Origin of the sequence: Schleiferilactobacillus harbinensis, assembly GCF_008694105.1 — a bacterium.
GTDB classification, from domain to species: Bacteria; Bacillota; Bacilli; order Lactobacillales; family Lactobacillaceae; genus Schleiferilactobacillus; species Schleiferilactobacillus harbinensis.
Genome location: NZ_CP041364.1, coordinates 2,785,802 through 2,802,608 on the forward strand (window position 1 = coordinate 2,785,802; position 16,807 = coordinate 2,802,608).

16 protein-coding genes are annotated in these 16,807 nt (G+C 56.6%); 11 read left to right on the plus strand and 5 right to left on the minus strand.

Features of this window, described 5'->3' with window-relative positions; genetic code table 11:
• Positions 1–109 precede the first annotated feature (109 nt).
• Genes FMM01_RS13790 through FMM01_RS13800 form a run of 3 tightly spaced genes read left to right on the plus strand, consistent with a single transcriptional unit; the run spans position 110 to position 5,309 of the window.
• Positions 110–1,234, plus strand: coding sequence for an exonuclease SbcCD subunit D (locus FMM01_RS13790; RefSeq protein WP_150392907.1), 1,125 nt, complete (start codon positions 110–112; stop codon positions 1,232–1,234).
• On the plus strand, positions 1,231–4,407 hold the full coding sequence (locus FMM01_RS13795) for an AAA family ATPase (RefSeq protein ID WP_150392908.1): 3,177 nt from the start codon (positions 1,231–1,233) through the stop codon (positions 4,405–4,407). Before FMM01_RS13790 ends, FMM01_RS13795 begins: the two co-directional genes overlap by 4 nt.
• Positions 4,404–5,309, plus strand: a complete 906-nt coding sequence (locus FMM01_RS13800; protein WP_150392909.1) for an HNH endonuclease — start codon at positions 4,404–4,406, stop codon at positions 5,307–5,309. The genes FMM01_RS13795 and FMM01_RS13800 overlap by 4 nt, the downstream gene beginning before the upstream one ends.
• 116 nt (positions 5,310–5,425) lie before the next feature.
• Here the strand turns inward: FMM01_RS13800 and FMM01_RS13805 are convergent, their stop codons facing one another.
• The gene (locus FMM01_RS13805; protein WP_146994854.1) at positions 5,426–6,355 is read right to left on the minus strand and encodes a magnesium transporter CorA family protein; all 930 of its coding nucleotides are present in this window, start codon (positions 6,353–6,355) and stop codon (positions 5,426–5,428) included.
• A gap of 465 nt (positions 6,356–6,820) precedes the next feature.
• Between FMM01_RS13805 and FMM01_RS13810 the strand changes: the two genes are divergently transcribed.
• From FMM01_RS13810 to FMM01_RS13845, 8 genes are all read left to right on the plus strand, one after another.
• Positions 6,821–7,798 (plus strand): ABC transporter substrate binding protein, encoded by a 978-nt coding sequence (locus tag FMM01_RS13810; RefSeq protein WP_190973383.1) that lies wholly within the window; start codon positions 6,821–6,823, stop codon positions 7,796–7,798.
• 55 nt (positions 7,799–7,853) lie between these two features.
• The gene (locus FMM01_RS13815; RefSeq protein WP_150392911.1) at positions 7,854–8,813 is read left to right on the plus strand and encodes an ABC transporter substrate-binding protein; all 960 of its coding nucleotides are present in this window, start codon (positions 7,854–7,856) and stop codon (positions 8,811–8,813) included.
• A gap of 21 nt (positions 8,814–8,834) precedes the next feature.
• Complete coding sequence (locus FMM01_RS13820) at positions 8,835–9,803, plus strand: ABC transporter substrate-binding protein (protein ID WP_150392912.1); 969 nt, start codon at positions 8,835–8,837, stop codon at positions 9,801–9,803.
• Positions 9,804–9,835: 32 nt separating this feature from the next.
• Entirely contained in the window at positions 9,836–10,768 is a 933-nt protein-coding gene (locus tag FMM01_RS13825) for an ABC transporter permease (RefSeq protein ID WP_027827932.1), read from the plus strand.
• Positions 10,765–11,586: an ABC transporter ATP-binding protein gene (locus tag FMM01_RS13830; RefSeq protein ID WP_027827931.1), complete on the plus strand. Its 822-nt coding sequence runs from the start codon at positions 10,765–10,767 to the stop codon at positions 11,584–11,586. Before FMM01_RS13825 ends, FMM01_RS13830 begins: the two co-directional genes overlap by 4 nt.
• A 116-nt stretch (positions 11,587–11,702) precedes the next feature.
• Entirely contained in the window at positions 11,703–12,239 is a 537-nt protein-coding gene (locus FMM01_RS13835) for a sigma-70 family RNA polymerase sigma factor (protein WP_150392913.1), read from the plus strand.
• Positions 12,205–13,320: a hypothetical protein gene (locus tag FMM01_RS13840; protein WP_150392914.1), complete on the plus strand. Its 1,116-nt coding sequence runs from the start codon at positions 12,205–12,207 to the stop codon at positions 13,318–13,320. Before FMM01_RS13835 ends, FMM01_RS13840 begins: the two co-directional genes overlap by 35 nt.
• Positions 13,321–13,384: 64 nt before the next feature.
• Entirely contained in the window at positions 13,385–14,152 is a 768-nt protein-coding gene (locus tag FMM01_RS13845) for a sulfite exporter TauE/SafE family protein (RefSeq protein WP_027827929.1), read from the plus strand.
• Positions 14,153–14,215: 63 nt separating this feature from the next.
• Here the strand turns inward: FMM01_RS13845 and FMM01_RS13850 are convergent, their stop codons facing one another.
• The 4 genes from FMM01_RS13850 to FMM01_RS13865 form a co-directional block, all read right to left on the minus strand.
• On the minus strand, positions 14,216–14,569 hold the full coding sequence (locus tag FMM01_RS13850; RefSeq protein ID WP_150392915.1) for a hypothetical protein: 354 nt from the start codon (positions 14,567–14,569) through the stop codon (positions 14,216–14,218).
• Positions 14,556–14,840: a type II toxin-antitoxin system RelB/DinJ family antitoxin gene (locus tag FMM01_RS13855; RefSeq protein WP_051225159.1), complete on the minus strand. Its 285-nt coding sequence runs from the start codon at positions 14,838–14,840 to the stop codon at positions 14,556–14,558. Before FMM01_RS13855 ends, FMM01_RS13850 begins: the two co-directional genes overlap by 14 nt.
• Before the next feature lie 143 nt (positions 14,841–14,983).
• Positions 14,984–15,964 (minus strand): Gfo/Idh/MocA family protein, encoded by a 981-nt coding sequence (locus FMM01_RS13860; protein WP_150392916.1) that lies wholly within the window; start codon positions 15,962–15,964, stop codon positions 14,984–14,986.
• A complete protein-coding gene (locus tag FMM01_RS13865) occupies positions 15,964–16,629 on the minus strand; it encodes a ribose-5-phosphate isomerase A (protein WP_150392917.1) in 666 nt (221 codons plus the stop codon). The genes FMM01_RS13860 and FMM01_RS13865 overlap by 1 nt, the downstream gene beginning before the upstream one ends.
• Positions 16,630–16,807 lie beyond the last annotated feature (178 nt).

The window sequence follows — 16,807 nt, forward strand, 5'->3', positions numbered from 1 at the left end:
AAAGGCCATCAAATGTAAATAGCATGATAGAAAATGAGAGTATTGAACTGATGTTCGAACGAGGACTTTCTTGGTATACTGAAGGCATATGAAAAGGATGGTGAGGGCAATGCGCTTCATGCATACGGCGGATTGGCATATTGGCAAGCGATTGAATAGTTTTGACCTCTTGGCGGACCAGCAGGCGGTGTTCACCGAGATTCGGCAGATCGCCCAAGAGGAGCAGGTGGATGCGGTGGTGATTGCCGGCGATGTATACGACCGGGCTTTGGCGAATGAGGAATCGGTGCACGCGGTGAACGAGATGATCCAGACGCTGAACTTAACGGACGGGTTGCCGCTGCTGGTAATCAGCGGCAACCATGATAGTCCGGTGCGTCTGGGGACGGGCAGCCCGTGGTTCAAAGCAACTCAATATTATTTGCATACGACGCTGGCCCAAGCCATTGACGAACCAATCGTATTGGGAGACACCCAATTTTTCCTGCTGCCGTTTTGGCAGCCCTTTGCGGCTCGGCAATATTTCGGGGATGAGCAGTTAACGACGGTGCCGTTGGCAATGACGGCCATTGTCCAGGCCATGCAGGCCAAATTTGTTCCTGATAAGAAGCATGTTTTGGTCGCCCATTTCTTCGCGGCCGGTTCCAGCCAGACGGATTCAGAGACCACCAGCCGGGTAGGCGGTTTGGACGCTGTGCCGGTGGATCTGCTGGCGCCCTTCGATTATGTGGCGTTGGGCCATTTGCACAGCCATCAGGCGCCGCATGAAGACAAGGTGCGCTACAGCGGGTCGCCGTTGAAGTTTTCGGCTTCGGAGGCGAAAGATACAAAGGGTGTGTGGATCGTTGATACTACGGCAGGGACCATTGATTGGCGGCCGCTGACGCCGCCCCACGATCTGCAGGCGATCACGGCCAGCTTTGCGGACTTGACCAAGCCGGATTTTCTGCCGCCGGATCAGCAGCAGGACTATTTAGCAATCACGCTGACGGATACGGAAGTGATCCCCAATGTGATGCAGATCCTGCGCAGCCAGTACCCGCATATTTTGGAAATCCAACGGGCCCATGGCCGGGACCGGACGGCGGATACGCCGGCCCTGACAGTGCGCCGGCACTTGGATCCGCTGACATTGGCGGCGGACTTCTATACGGAAATGCAGGAGAGCGCGCCGACTGAGCGGCAGAAACAATGGCTGGCTGAAACGTGGGCAGAAATGGGGGCAGAGAAATGATTCCGTTAACCTTGCACGTGCATAATTTTGGTCCGTATGTGGATGAAACGTTGGATTTCCAGCGCTTCGCGGAGGTGCCCCTGTTTTTGATCAGCGGCAAAACTGGCAGTGGGAAATCGACCCTGTTTGACGCGATGCGTTTTGCCTTATACGGCGATACTGCTGTGGACAGCGGTGAACGGGAAGGGGCGGCTCTGCGCAGTAATTTTGCGGATGAAACGGAACCGTCTCGGGTGGTGTTCACGTTTACTCAGAATGACCTGCGTTATGTGGTCAGCCGGGAACCGAAACAGACGCTAAAGAAGAAGCGGGGCGAAGGGTATAAGACCTATAACGCCACTGCTAAGCTGGCTGTCTACCATGGTGATGAACAAAAGAATGAATTCACTAAGACCCGGGACGTGGATACCCACCTTCAGGATTTACTGGGTTTAACTGCGGAGCAATTCACTCAAATTGTATTATTGCCCCAGGGCGAGTTCCGCAAATTTCTCAATGCGGATAGTAATGAAAAGGAAAGTGTTCTGCGTCAGCTGTTCGGGACCGGCAAGTATCAGCGCTGGGGGGAGATCATTCGCCAGCATGCCCAGAGCGCGCAAAGTGCTGCCAGTCACGTGGACGAGCAGCTCAGCGGCGTGTTGAGCCAATTGCCTTGGCCAGACACCATGGTAGATGACGTGACACCATACTTGACCAGCCCATTGAATTATCAGACCCAATGGACGCAATTCTTAGCTGATCTCGCGGATACTCAGCAAAGCGCCGAGCAAACGGCCAAGACCGCGCAACAGGCTGCGCAACAGACGCTGGCCGCGGCCCAAGCGGCATTGCACGCCGGCCAAGATTTGACGACGCAGTATCAGAATGCTGCGGCCTTGCAGGGGCAGCAAGCCCAGCTGACCAGTCAGCAGCCGGCCATGACGGATTTGGCGGGCCATATTGCCCAACTGGAATTCAGTCAAACCGTCCGGCCGGCAGCCCAGCAGATCACTGATGGTCAGGACCACCAGCGGCAGGCGGCGGCAGCAGAAAAAAAGGCCCAGGCGCAGCTGGTCCAGGCCCAGGCCGCGTTACAGCAAGCCGATGAGCAGCTCGCCGCGCTGACAGCGCAGCAGCCGGCCATTGATCAGGCTAAACAGCAGGCGGCGAAGCTCACTGATTTGCTGCCCCAATTTGAAAAAGTGGCAAACGCACGCAAAGCCGCCGCTAAGGCAGAGAAGGTGTTTGCCGCCGCACAGGCCGCGGTCACGGCGCAGAACAAAGCCTTGCAGGAACAGCAAATGGCATTGCAGCAGGCCCAGACCACCGCCGCGCAGCAGCCGGCGTTATTGACCCGGCAGAATCAGCTGGATGGTCAAAAACACGATTTGGCCTTGGCCGAGGAACATCTGCAGACGGTGCGCCAGCACTGGCAGACTTGGCAGCAGGCCGCTGGTCAAGCTGCCGCTTTGGCCGACCAAGTGCAAGCCGCGGCGCAGGGATCCGAACAGGCAGAAGCGGCTTACCGGCAAACCAAGAGCGACTGGTCCGCAGGACAAATTGCGCGGCTGAGCCAAGACCTGATACCGGGGACACCATGCCCGGTATGCGGCAGTACGGAACACCCCCATCCGGCAGCGAGCACGGTGACCACGCTGGTCAGTGATGCAGCGCTGGACCAGGCGGAGAAGGTATGGCAGCGGGCCAGCGCCCAAGCAGCCGAGCTGACCAGTCAGCAACGGCAATTGACCGCCCAGACGGCCGAACTTGCTGACCAATTGGCGGCGGTCTGGCGGATTTATCAGCCGGCGGCAGAAACGCCCGTTGCATGGGCGGACACTTTGACCGCCGAACAGCAGCGCTTGGCAGCGGCGCGGACGGATCTGACTGCGGCCCAAAAGAAGACCCAGCAGGCGCTCCGCGCCGCGACGGCGGCCAGCCAGCAGGTTGACCAGCGCCAGCGGGCACTCGTCGCGGCCCAAACCGAGTTGACGACGGCCCAGACGGCGGCGAACACCGCCGATAAAGTGATGGCCCAGGCCCAGACCGCGTTGACGGATGCCCAGAGCCAATTGCCTGCGGATTATCCGACGGCGGCGGCTTTGCAACAGGCCATTACGACGCTGCAGAACCAAGCGGCGGCCCATGACCAGGCCCTCAAGGCCGCCCAGCAAACGAAAGAAACCCAGCACACCCAGGTCACGACCTTGACCACTCGAATCACCACTGGCCAGCAGGACCAGACTGATTGGGCCCAGCGGGTTGCGGCTTATCAGGAGCAGTTAACGGCGGCTTTGGCGGCCCATACGCCAGCGGTGACCGCCGCCGAGTTGCCGGCTTTGTTTGCTGAATTGCCGCAACTGGCCGCGCTGCGGCAAAAATACACGGCGTACCAGACCAGCGTGACGACCGTCGCGGCTCAATTGGCCCAAGTGACGGCCGCCATTGCCGAGCGGCCGCGACCCGATGTCGCCGCGCTGCAAACCGCAGCAGCGGCCGCCCAGACCCAGACCGATGCCGCTAATCACGCGGTGTATGAAGCCCAGACGGCGCTGGCCCAAACCCAGGCCGCCCAAAAACAAATGACCAAGCTGGTCAAAGACCAGGCCGATCAAGCGGCCATTGCGCGGGAATGGGCCCAGCTCAGCGAAACCGTCAACGGCAAGGGGGCCATCAAGCTTAGTCTGGAACGGTATGTACTGCGAGCTTATCTGCAGGAAGTCCTGCGGGTGGCCAACAGCCGGCTGGCCCGTCTGACCAATGGCCGCTATGAACTGCAGCTGCACCGCGAGAACGGAGCGTACGCCACAAATACGGGCTTAGAGCTGGACGTCTACGACGATAATGTCGGCGCCACGCGCAGTGTGCACACCCTGTCCGGCGGCGAGAGTTTCTTAACCGCCCTGAGTCTGGCGTTGGCTCTGGGCGAAGTGGTGCAAAACGAAAGCGGCGGGATTCAGATCAACGCGCTGTTTGTCGATGAAGGATTCGGTTCGCTGGATGAGGATGCCCTGGCCGGAGCAATCGATGCACTGCAGTCCATTGAAGGCCAGCAGCGGCTGATCGGTATTATTTCCCACGTCCGCGAACTGCGCCAGCAGATTCCAGACCAGCTCTGGGTCGAGACCGAGGGCGATGGCCGCAGTCGGCTGCACTATCCCAGCAGCAGTGAGATCGAGGCGAAGGCCTTATGAAATGGGCCTGTGCCTCTTGTACCCTGCGCTGGTCCGCGGCGGCCTTTATTCACGATGGTTTGGCCGACAGTATTTGTGCATTGTGCCGCACCCATCAAATTAGTGGCCCGGATTTTGCCAATCCCGCTAGCCAGCTGTTTGCCCAAGGCACGGGTCTGACCTACGGCGGCGGCGACCAGACAACGGGGACCCCGCTGGCCTTCACCAAAGCGGCTCGGCGGCAAGCTGAGGGCCTGGCGGACAGTTACGCGGCTGCCCCGCCTGCTGTACGGCAGGCGCTGCCCGCGGCCGCCTTTGCGGACCAGCTTTGGACGATGCTGCAAACGCCGCCGGCCGCCTGGCCCAGCGGCGATCTGCCCACCGTGCTGGCCGCCTGGGGTTATCCGGTGCAGCAGCTGTTTGATCAAAACACGCTGGACCTCACCACCCGCCAGTACATTCGGGAGACCTATCACCATGTTTGCCAATACTGCGGCCGTTACGGCAACAGTGTGGATCACATGAATCCCGTCAGTATCAGCGCCGACAACACCATCGCTAATCTGACCCTGGCCTGTGCGGAATGCAACCAGCTCAAAGGCGACATGCCCTACGCCGAGTTTGTCCGCATTGACGCCGCCACAGCGCCGTTGAAAGCCGACTTGCGCCGGCTGGAAAAGGCCCAGCGCACATTCAAAGCCCAAGTAACCAACTTGCAGGCTCAGCTTGCCGCTTTGACTCATCAAGCCGCCGATCTCGCGGCCCCCGGCGCCAATGTCCTGCGCCAGCAGATCAAAATGGCCCAGGACTTGCTGGATCAGGCTAAGTCCGACAGCAAACACATCAGCGCCCAGCGGGCTGCTTATGTCCACAGCCAGTGGGCGGTGGCACAATACCAGGAAGAGACGAGGACGTGGGAGTAAGCAGGAAGAGACTGGGGACAAAACTCTGATTTCCTAGCGTATCTAGTGCCGCAGCTTGCGAAGCTTTGGCACGGCATACTAGGACGGAGTTTTATCCCCAGTCTCTTTCTTTCTGGCTACCGGCGCCGTTTATCGTACAAAATATACCAAATCCCCAATACAATGATCGCCACCAGTGACCAAATAATCGTCCAAAGCCAGGCGTCATGGCGATTGGCGAAGGGCAGGGCAACGTTCATCCCATAGAACCCGGTGATCACCGGCGGAATCATTAGGACAATACTCCACACCGTGAGGAAGCGCATGGTGCCGTTCAGATTGTTGTTTAGGACATTGCTGAAGCCGTCGGTGACCCTGTCGATGATGTCCGCGGCGATCTGGGCCATCTGCTGGCCCTGCTGAATTTCGATCAGCACGTCGTCGAGCCGTTCCTTTTCTTCCGCGTTCAGGGCCAACGGATCGGCCACGGAATTGGTCGCCATCATGAACCGGCGGATGGCAATCAAATTGTTGTTTTCTGCGGTCGTCAAATAGACCGTCTGCTGGGCTAACCGGGTGAGGGCAGCGACTTGTTCGTTGGTCGGCCGTTTGTGCCAGTTTTCCAACTTGCTCCGCTCGTCGTTGATGTTGTCGAGGACGTCGAAGTAATCGGTACTCAGGGCGAAGAGCAGGTCGAACAGCAGCATAAAGATCGAGGTGTCCGCTTCAGCGGCACTCTGGATCACTTCCTGCAGCTGGCTGACGACGGTGGTGCCATCAGTGTCGGGAATCACACTGATCAGCCGGCTGGCGTTGAAGACGAAGGTGATGGGCAGGGTCAAAAAACCGCCGGGAGCGGCTTCTTTATTCACGAAGCGGAACACCAGCAGCCAGTAGCCGCTGGCCTGGTCGTATTCCAACCGGGCGCGTTCCCGCATGTCGTTAAGGTACGGCACAAAACGCGGCGGCAGGCCGTATTTCTTTTCTAAGTCCTGATAATCCGCGGTGGTGGGGGTCATCACGGCGATCCATTCCTGACCATGGGGTAACGGGTGCTGCTCAATCATGTTGAATCCTCCCAAAAAAGTTTTCTAACCTCCATTATACCGGTCCTGACGGGGATTCGCTGACGTTGGCGTGAAAAAGTTCACGGCCAGGGGTTGACAACCTATTTGGCCGCAGTGTAAGGTAATGGACATAACAAATACATGAGCATTTGCTCATTTAGGAGTGTGTTACGCATGCGAGACGCAGCCATTACACAACTCAATAACCGATTTTATTACGGCTATTTTAGATAGCTGGTTTGTAGCCATTATGGATGCAAACCTAGCGTTTGTATCTATGATGGCCGTACGGATTTTCGTGCATTCGCCACATAGATCGAGATAATCGATGTGGCCGGTGCGAAAAAAGAATCATTTTTTGAGCCGTTTCCGTCGATTGTCTGTATTCAATCGATGGGAACGGCATTTTTTATGCCTGCGGATGTCTGGCCGGGAAGCAGAAGACAGACTATGGAGGAAATCATCATGAAAAAACGATATTGGCTTTTAACGGTAGTGAGCATGGTCCTGTTGCTGGTTCTGGGGGCCTGCGGGTCGCCGGCGCAAGGCAGCAGTCAGGACAGTAAGAAAATTAAGATTGGCATCCTGCAATTGATGAACCAAACCGCTTTGGATGATGCCCGCAAAGGATTTATCGCGGAACTCGCCAAGGCTGGCTACAAGGAGGGGAAAAACATTTCGATCCATTACGTCAACGCCCAGAACGATCAAGCCAACCTGAAGAGTATGAGTGAAGAATTGGCCAAGGATAAGAACACGGTGAATCTGGCCATTGCGACCCCGGCCGCCCAAGCGCTGCTGCAAGCCGACAAAGATACGCCGCAGCTGTTCACCGCCATCACCGATCCCGTGGAGGCCAAGCTGGTGACCAGCTTGCAGCATCCCGGCGGCAATGTCACCGGCACCAGTGATCTGGTGCCGGTATCCGGGCAGATCAAGCTGCTCCATGAATTGTTCCCCAAGGCCAAGACCATCGGCCTGCTATATAACGCCGCGGAACCTAATTCCTTGGTGCAGGTGAAGATGGCCAAAGCGGCCATTGCCAAGTTGGGGCTGAAGAGTACGTCGCTGACCGTGGCCAGCACCAATGACGTGTCCCAGGCGATGACCTCGCTGGCCGGCAAAGCCGATGCCATCTATGTACCGGCGGATAACGTCGTCGCCGCGGCCATGGCTACGGTGGGCAAGATTTCTGCCGAAAAGAAGGTCCCGGTCGTCCCCGCCGCCAGCACCATGGTTCCCGCCGGCGGGATTGCCACCAACGGAATCGATTATGAAAAGCTTGGTGCCCAAACCGCCCAGATGGCGATCAAAATCATCAAGGGCAAAAAGGCCAGCGCGATCCCAGTACAATTGCCCCAAGATATCACGCTGGTCGTGAATAAGAAATTGGCGAAGGTCTTCAAGATCGACCCCGCCCAAGTCGTTAACGACGCAAAATAATAAATAGAAGATGCGGCTGTTTCACGTGAAACGGCCGCCGGGAGGAATTTTTATCATGAAAAAGCATACTGGATTATGGCTCGTCTTTACGGTCGCACTGGCCTTGCTGGTCAGTGCGTGCGGTACGAAACAAAGCAGTGCCAGCGGCAAGGATGCCAAGGTGAAAGTGGGTATTCTGCAGCTGATGGACCAGAGCGCCCTGGATCAAGCGCGGAAAGGGTTCATCGCTGAACTGAAAAAGGAAGGCTACACCCAGGGCAAGAATCTGACGATCGATTACGTCAACGCCCAAAACGATCAAGCCAACCTGAAGAGTATGAGCGAGAAGCTGGCTAAGGACAAAAATACCGTGAACGTGGCCATTGCCACCCCGGCCGCCCAAGCTCTGCTGCAAGCGGATAAGGATACCCCGCAACTGTTCACCGCCATCACGGATCCGGTGTCCGCCGGACTGACCACCAGTATGCAAAAGCCCAGCGGCAACGTGTCCGGCACCAGCGACATGGTGCCCGTGGCGGGGCAGATCAAATTGTTCCCCAAGGCGAAGAAGGTCGGCTTGCTGTACAACGCCGCCGAACCCAATTCGGTTTACGCCATTAAATTAGCGAAGGCCGCTATCAAGAAACTCGGCTTGCAGTCCGTTGCCAAGACCGTGGCCACGACGGCCGATGTCCAACAGACCACGACTGCTTTGGCCAGCCAAGTGGACGCCATCTACATTCCGGCCGACAACGTGCTGACCGCCGCCATGGCCACGGTGGGCAAAGTGTCTGAAGAAAAGAAAGTCCCCGTCATCCCGGCCACCGGCCCGATGGTCAAACTGGGCGGCGTGGCCACCAACGGCATTGACTACACCAAACTGGGCGCCCAAACCGCCCAAATGGCGGTGAAGATCATCAAGGGGAAGAAAGTCACCGACCTGCCGGTGGAAACACCCAAGGACGTGAGTCTGGTAGTCAATGACCAATTTGCCAAGCTGTTCAACGTGGATCCAGCCAAGGTCGTCAATAAATAGCCGGAATGGGGGGGAACAATTATGGGAAAGCAGCGCAAGTTGTGGGTCGTCTTGACTTTGGCCCTGGCCCTGTTGGTCAGTGCCTGCGGTAATCAGAAAAGCAATGCCAGCGCCAAAGAACCAACAGTGAAGATCGGCATTTTACAGTTAATGGACCAAAGCGCCCTGGATCAGGCCCGCAAAGGTTTCATTGCGGAATTGAAAAAGGAGGGCTACGTTCAAGGCAAGAATCTGACGATTGATTACGTCAACGCCCAGAACGATCAGGCCAACTTGAAGAGCATGAGCAAAAAATTGGCTAAGGATAAAAACACTTTGAATTTAGCCATTGCTACGCCAGCCGCCCAAGCCCTGCTCCAAGCGGACAAGGACACGCCGAAGCTGTTCACAGCAATCACCGATCCGGTATCAGCTGGCCTGACCACGAGTTTGACGAAGCCCAGCAGCAATTTCACCGGGACCAGCGACATGGTCCCAGTCGCCGGCCAAATCAAATTGCTGCGCCAGTTGTTTCCCAAAGCCAGGAAGGTTGGCCTGCTGTATAACGCCGCCGAGCCCAACTCGGTTTACGCGATTAAATTAGCCAAGGCCGCGATCAAGCAGCAGGGGTTGCAGTTCGTCGCCAAAACGGTCGCCACTACGGCGGATGTCCAGCAAACCACCACGGCCCTGGCGAGTCAGGTAGACGCCATCTATATTCCCGCGGATAATGTGTTAACGGCCGCGATGGCCACGGTGGGCAAGGTTTCCGAGGAGAAGAAAGTCCCGGTCATTCCGGCCACCGGCCCGATGGTGAAATTGGGCGGCGTGGCCACCAACGGTATTGACTTCACTAAGCTCGGCGCCCGCACGGCCCAGATGGCGGTCAAGATTATCAAGGGCCAGAAAGTCGCTGACCTGCCGGTGGAAACGCCCAAGGATATCAGCTTGGTAGTCAATTCTAAGTTCGCTAAACTGTTCAACGTCGATCCGGCGAAAATCGTTAAATAATCAGCCTTAAATATTGGAGGAAAACCGACATCATGGATATATTGTTATCAAGCATCTCCCAGGGCCTGATTTGGTCAATTATGGCCATCGGGGTCTATCTCACCTTCCGCATCCTGGACATTGCCGACATGACGGCCGAGGGGGCTTTTCCCTTGGGTGCGGCATTTGCGGCCAGCCTGATCGCCAACCACGCCAACCCATGGCTGGCTACTCTGGTCGGGATGCTCGGCGGGATGGCGGCCGGTCTGGTTTCCGGCTTGCTTTACACCCGCTTGCGGATTCCGGCGCTGCTCACTGGGATTTTGACCCTAACCGGCCTCTATTCCATCAACCTGCGGATCATGGGCAAGGCCAACATCGCGCTGCTGAACCAAACGACAGTGTTCAGCGCCTTTGCTCAATTCAGCAGCACGATGCAGGTGATCATTGTGGGCGCCTTGCTGGTGGCGGTGATCATGGTGCTGCTGGTGCTTTTCTTCAATACCGAAATGGGTCTGGCCGCCCGGGCTGTGGGGGATAACCCGGACATGAGTGCCGCTAACGGCGTGCACGTGGCCAACATGCAGATCGTGATCTACATGATCTCCAACGGACTGATCGCCCTGGCGGGGGCCCTGATGGCCCAGTCCAACGGGTATGCGGATATCTCCATGGGGGTGGGGACCATTGTGATTGCCCTGGCGGCGATCATCATCGGCGAAGTGCTGGTGCGGAATCTGACGCTGGGCAAACGGATTTTGACGATTATTATCGGGGCCATCATCTATCGGTTAATTATTGCGCTGGTTCTCTGGGCCGGAGTTGACCCTAACGATTTGCGGCTGTTCTACGCGGCCTTGTTGACTGTGTTGCTGGCAGTCCCGCTAATGCGGCAATTGACCAAGCAATACAATCGGCGCCGGGCGAACCGCATCCATATTAAGTCGTTGAATGCCCAAGCCGCTAAGGAGGACAAAGCAAAATGAAAAACACACCGGTATTAACCATCCGCGACCTGCATCAATACTTCGAGCAAGGCACGATCAACGAGACCCACGCTCTGCAAGGCATCAACTTAACGATCACCGAGGGCGAGTTCGTGACGATCATCGGCGGCAACGGGGCGGGCAAGTCCACATTGCTTAATTCCATCGCCGGCACGCTGCCCATCGACACCGGTCAAATCGTGCTGGACGGCAAGGATATTACCTACGATTCCGTCACCAAGCGGGCCCGCTGGATCGCCCGGGTCTTCCAGGACCCGAAGATGGGCACTGCGCAACGGCTGTCTGTGGCCGAGAATATGGCCCTGGCCGCCAAGCGCGGCGAACACCACTCCCTGTTCCGCTTCGGCACCCCGCGCTCAGCTCGCCCGCGGTTCCAGGCGGCTTTGAAGCGGCTGAATCTGGGTCTGGAAGATCGGCTGGATACCGAAATCGGACTGCTTTCCGGCGGTCAGCGGCAGGCCATCACCTTACTTATGGCGACTCTGCAAAAGCCGGAGATGCTGCTGCTGGATGAGCACACCGCGGCCTTGGATCCCAAGACCAGCGCCACTGTGCTGCACCTCACCGAGCAGCTGGTGAACGAAGAAGACCTGACCGCCCTGATGATCACCCACAACATGCAGGATGCCATCAAATACGGCAACCGCTTGTTGATGCTGGACCACGGCAAGATCGTGGTGGACATCGCGGGGGAAGAGAAGAAGCATCTGACCGTGCCCCAACTGCTGGACTTGTTCAATAAGGCCAGCCAGGAAGAGCTGACCGATGATGAATTGTTGTTGAGTGCGGATAAGTGATACAAGGCAGCGGTTAGGCACAGCAATGTGCCCAGCCGCTGCTTTTTTGCAGTCAATGGAACCTTTTGCTGCCCCGCGGTTACTAATTGATGTAACGCAAAGAAAGAAGGTTGGTTATGGCAGAAAGCGAGTTGATTAGTCAGGCCCGGGCGGGTGATGGGGCGGCGTTGGGCCGGCTGCTGCGAGCCCGGCAGGATAAACTGTACCGCACAGCGTTTCTCTACACCCGCAATCAAGCGGACGCGCTGGATGTGGTGCAGGAGACGGCGCTGCAGGCCATGCTGAGTATCAAGCGGCTGCGGCATCCGGAATACTTTGACACCTGGCTGATCCGGATCCTGATCAACAGCGCCTATCGGCTGATGCGGAGCAGAAACCCGGTTGGGGACGAAGCGCCCGCTGCAGCGGCGAGTCCGGACAATGCGGCCGTGCTGCATCTGGATCTGGTCCAGGATTTGGCCGCCCTGCCGGCGAAACTGCGGGACGTGGTGATCCTGCGCTTTTTCAATGATTTAACACTGCAGGAGATTGGCCGGGTGCTCCATTTGCCAGTGGGCACCGTCAAGAGCCGGTTGAACCGCGCCCTGCAGGGATTGCGGGAGAAAGGAGAGGTCATTCATGAGTACGACGACGGATTTTCAAAAAATAACTGAGCAAATCTCAGTACCGACTAACCTGGTGGATGCGGCCATTACCCAGGGAATTCAGGCCGCAGCACCGCGCCGCAAACAGCACCGGCGCCGGCTCACAATCGGCTTGGCAGTTGCGGTGCTGTTGTTGGGGGCTGCTATCACCCCCGCGACCATTCAAGCCGGGGGGATCGTGCCAGCCTTTACCCAGTTGCTGGATCAAGATGGGGCCAAAACGCATAATTTTGACCCGACGATGAACATGTTGCTGGGAAATCTCTACAATCAGGGTCTGTACGACAAAGTGAGCGTACCAGCGCAGAGGGTCGGCAACGTCCAGGTTCAGCCCATTGGTACGCTCAGTACGGTGGGGGTCGTGGCCGTTTTAATTGATTACACCGGGCCGGGCATGCAGCCGGACCAGTTGCGCCAGCAAACCGAGCAGGTGGATCAGGTCAGCGGTCAGCATATTATTGATACAGAAAGCAATTTTGGCAAAGTCGCGCTGGGCCACTACCGGCAAGTGATTGCTTTTTACACCCAGGGGACCGCGCCAGTACAGGCGATCAATCTGCAGCTGGGGAAAGTTAATGGCACCCAGCAGACGCTGGCCTTCAAGCAGTTGCCGGTGACCCAACGGCCGTTGCAAGAGACCGCGATTAATCAGCAGAGCACGGTGAAAGCAATCCACGGTGGGAAGATCACTGGCCGCTTGACCACCATTCAGCAAGCGCCGGAAGCCCTGGTGGTGAACTATACGCTGGCCTTTAGCCAAGCCGGCCTAAGTGCGCGCTGGTTGGAGAACTACAGTGAAGCCGCCTGGATTTCTGAAGCGACGGTGTATGACGGCCAGAAAAATCTGGGCCTGTTGGAACTCGGCAGCGGCGGGCAGTTTTTACGCACCAGGACGAATGCGGGGCAAGTCACCAGCCAGTTTCAGTCCATTTTTGCAAAATCCTACGGCAGCCTAGGCGATCAGCACTCATTAAAGGATGCGCCAGCGGACGCTGTCGTTAAGTTTAGGCTGGAAATTCCGGGCCGGCGGCCGAATCGTCAACAAGTTGGCACTTTCACAGTGCCGGTGCGCCAATTGCTGACTAAGTGACACTTGACTTGTCTTCACTTCCAGGCCAATACTGGCGGTATCTGATTGAGAAAAGAGATACACTATGACAATTGGTGTTTTCGTATTTCTAATCATCGCTGGCGTGCTGGGCGGTTTGCTGGCGTCTATCGCCGGTTTGGCTTCACTGGTGTCTTATCCCGCGCTGTTGCTGATCGGTATTCCGCCGGTGGTGGCCAACGTGACCAATACCGCGGGCTTGGTTCTTTCTGGGATCGGGGCCACTGCCTCGTCCACCAAAGAATTGCGGGGCGAGGGCAAGACCGTCGCGGGGCTGGTGGCTCTGGCGTTGAGCGGCGGTATTCTCGGTTCGGTGCTGCTTTTGGTGGAACCGGCCAGTACCTTTGAGCACGTGGTGCCGTTCTTCATCTTGATCTCGGGGATATTGCTGCTGGTGTCCGGCCGCCAGGCGGCGCGCAAGCCAATTGCGGCATTGCGGGACCAAAACAAATGGGGGGTGGCGGCTAAGGCACTGGGAATTTTTCTTGTTGGTGCCTATACTGGTTATTTCGGTGCCGCTGGCGGAGTTATTTTGCTGGCGATTCTGACCCTCACTTTGCCCCAACGGTTCGCGGTGTTAAATGCTTTTAAAAACGTCATGGCTTTTATGGCGAATGCTGTGGCGACGGTGATTTACGCCGCCCGGGGCAAGGTGGATTGGCTGCTGGTCATCCCGCTGGGCTTGGGCTTCCTCGTTGGCGGGTATTGCGGCCCGGTCGTGGTGCGTCATGCCCCGGTCAAGCTGCTGCGTACCCTGATCGCTTTTGGTGCCTTTGGCTTGGCGGCGTATCTGTTTGTTAAAGCGTATTTTTAATTTTAATAGGACAAAAAATCCACGCTGATCCGTGGATTTTTTGTCCTATTTCTAACAATCTCGCTATGCGCGTTTACCGCGGCGCCGAATGTAATCAGCCCAAACAGTCATGTCTTCGGCCGTCAATCGGCCAACCCACACGACACGCCGTTGTTCCAACAGTTTACGGGGAACCCGCAGGACACCCCGAACATCAATCCATGAGGGGTGATCCAGACCAGCCTGTTGCCATTGTTTAATCGGCGCATACTGCTTCTTAATTGTTGCTGATTTATTTTCGTACTTCGTTGTGACGGTGTACAGCAATACATGCTCACCATCGCTCAGTGCTAGAACGGCGACCGGGCGAGTTTTACCGTCACCGCTTGAATCCTCTGGGTAGGGCACATAAAACAAACACAGATCACCGGTCTCCACTTTCCGTCAACCACCTATCGAGTTCTTCTTGCGTTGTCGCCGTCTCAGCACGCACATCCTTAGCGGCATCTGCCAAACGGGATGCGGCCACCTCCCGCGGTGTTAACTCAAGCTCGAAGGGAATCCGATGCTCTGCAGCAACCCGCTTATAGAGTGCATTAACCAACGTGCTTGGGGATAAACCAAGCCGCCGCAATACATCGTCCACTTGATCTGCGGTATCCGCATCAATTTTAGCTTGAATCCGGCGCTTAGGTTCTTTCGTATCCATTACTGACGCCTCCTTGTCGTGCTCAAATCCTTGCCTATCACACGTCCAAGTATACTACAAAATGAGTTAAATGGTCTCATTAAGGTGTCCAGCGTACTACATGTGCAGCTCATGTTTTTCGGAACAGACTGCTTTCAGGCTCATCAATCGAAGGGAAACTTCATCCCCCAGGCGTTGCGTACATCATCCATAATATGGCTGACATCATGGGATAACCGCAACTGACCGTCATCGTGGCCGGCGTCAATGTAACGCTGCATATCCTGCACCTCGTAGACCAGCGCGTCATCAGCGTTCCCAGCCTGCAGGACGGCGCTGGTGGTCTGGTGGGCATCGGCGGTGTACGTCACCTTGGCCTCGGTGGCTCGGGGATAGTTGTCGATTTCAATATACCCCTTGGTACCGGCGATCACGCCCCGCTTGGGCTGCTTGGCCCGCAGCGACAGGGCCATCACGGCCATCTGCTGCTCCGGGTTTTTCAGGATGATCCCGGATTGTTCGTCCACGCCGGTTTCAAAGAACTTGACCGTGGTCAGCGTGACGTTGGGCTGAGAAGCAAGGAAGGAGCGGGCAAAGGCCGTCGCGTAGCCGCCGATATCCAGCAATGCGCCGCCGGCTAAGGCTTTATTGAAGAAGCGGTTTTTGGGATCGTAGTCCTTCAAGCTGCCAAAGTTTACTTGGACTAAATGGATATCGCCCAATTGACCGGCAGCGATGAGCGCGTGCACCTGTTGATACAGCGGCATGTGCATCAAGGTTAAGCCTTCGGTGAGAATCAGGTGCTTCGCCCGCGCTAACTGCTGAACTTCGTCAAACTGCTTGGCGTTCACCGTGATCGCCTTTTCCGCAAAGACATGCTTGCCGGCATTCAGGCTTTCCTTAATATATGGGTAGTGATACGTGTGCGGCGTGGCGATGTAGATGACGTCGATGTTGGGATCGGCAATCATCGCTTCAGCGGTCGCATAGGTGTGCTGAATGTGCTTTTCGGCTGCAAATTTTTGCAACATGTCCGAATTGACATCGGTCACCCCATAAATCGTTCCGTTCACGGTGTTTAAGGCATCGGCCATTTCGTGGGCGATCCAGCCGGTCCCAATCATGCCCCAATTGTACTGTGTCATTATTTGTCACCTTTCTTTATTTTTGTGACTGAACCATCAGCGGCTTCAGCCAGAATCAGGGACGCTAAGCCGGAGAAATACGAGGTGCTGACGACGCCGTTTGTTTGGCTTAGCGCGGTACTCAGGTCGGCAATCTGGTCCCAGTCCGGCGCAAAACAATCGATGAGTGCGTTGCCCAGACTGGTGCGCACATAGCCGGCGTAATTGTCGGCCAGCCGCTGTTTAGCACGCAAGCCTAACTGGGCCGCGGTGCGCAGCACCTGGGAGACACAGGGCGGGACCACTTCCAGGCATAGCGGCACAGTCGCGGCCAGCTGCGCGGTGACCCGTTCGGCCGGGGCTAGAATGATGTAGGCAGCGGCCATTTCAGCATTGTTTTTTTCAAGTGTGTGGATGCCGCCGTTGCTTTTTAGCAGATTCAGATTGGTGTCGGCGCTGTCGCAGCCGTCGAAGGCCATATCGATGCGGGTCGGCACAGCGGCCAGCGGCAGGTTGCGCTGCTGACAATAGGCCAGGGTCAATTCCGAGGGACTGGTGAGCTGGATGCCGGGGATCGGTGTTTGCGCCAGGGCGTCGGCGAGGGCTTGCATATGCCGTCCGCCGCCCAGACTGACTATCATGCCGGGGTGGATGAGGCGTAACGCCTGTTGAATACTCGGAGTCATAAAAATCATCTGCTTTCTTTGGCTATGTGAGAAACTAATTTTCATATAAACCATAACTTTGAAAATTAATTTAGTCAAGCGGCCATTTGCGAATTTGATTTTCATGGTTTCCCAGGTTAGATTGGGAGAGAAGGATTTTCACGATTTTGGCAGTCTAGAAAATAATTTAAGGCGGTGG

Excerpts from the sequence above, each read along its gene's own strand:
- FMM01_RS13790 (WP_150392907.1), top strand. The coding sequence starts at position 110 with ATGCGCTTCATGCATACGGCGGATTGGCATATTGGCAAGCGATTGAAT.
- FMM01_RS13795 (WP_150392908.1), top strand. The coding sequence starts at position 1,231 with ATGATTCCGTTAACCTTGCACGTGCATAATTTTGGTCCGTATGTGGAT.
- FMM01_RS13800 (WP_150392909.1), top strand. The coding sequence starts at position 4,404 with ATGAAATGGGCCTGTGCCTCTTGTACCCTGCGCTGGTCCGCGGCGGCC.
- FMM01_RS13805 (WP_146994854.1), bottom strand. The coding sequence starts at position 6,355 with ATGATTGAGCAGCACCCGTTACCCCATGGTCAGGAATGGATCGCCGTG.
- FMM01_RS13810 (WP_190973383.1), top strand. The coding sequence starts at position 6,821 with ATGAAAAAACGATATTGGCTTTTAACGGTAGTGAGCATGGTCCTGTTG.
- FMM01_RS13815 (WP_150392911.1), top strand. The coding sequence starts at position 7,854 with ATGAAAAAGCATACTGGATTATGGCTCGTCTTTACGGTCGCACTGGCC.
- FMM01_RS13820 (WP_150392912.1), top strand. The coding sequence starts at position 8,835 with ATGGGAAAGCAGCGCAAGTTGTGGGTCGTCTTGACTTTGGCCCTGGCC.
- FMM01_RS13825 (WP_027827932.1), top strand. The coding sequence starts at position 9,836 with ATGGATATATTGTTATCAAGCATCTCCCAGGGCCTGATTTGGTCAATT.
- FMM01_RS13830 (WP_027827931.1), top strand. The coding sequence starts at position 10,765 with ATGAAAAACACACCGGTATTAACCATCCGCGACCTGCATCAATACTTC.
- FMM01_RS13835 (WP_150392913.1), top strand. The coding sequence starts at position 11,703 with ATGGCAGAAAGCGAGTTGATTAGTCAGGCCCGGGCGGGTGATGGGGCG.
- FMM01_RS13840 (WP_150392914.1), top strand. The coding sequence starts at position 12,205 with ATGAGTACGACGACGGATTTTCAAAAAATAACTGAGCAAATCTCAGTA.
- FMM01_RS13845 (WP_027827929.1), top strand. The coding sequence starts at position 13,385 with ATGACAATTGGTGTTTTCGTATTTCTAATCATCGCTGGCGTGCTGGGC.
- FMM01_RS13855 (WP_051225159.1), bottom strand. The coding sequence starts at position 14,840 with ATGGATACGAAAGAACCTAAGCGCCGGATTCAAGCTAAAATTGATGCG.
- FMM01_RS13860 (WP_150392916.1), bottom strand. The coding sequence starts at position 15,964 with ATGACACAGTACAATTGGGGCATGATTGGGACCGGCTGGATCGCCCAC.
- FMM01_RS13865 (WP_150392917.1), bottom strand. The coding sequence starts at position 16,629 with ATGACTCCGAGTATTCAACAGGCGTTACGCCTCATCCACCCCGGCATG.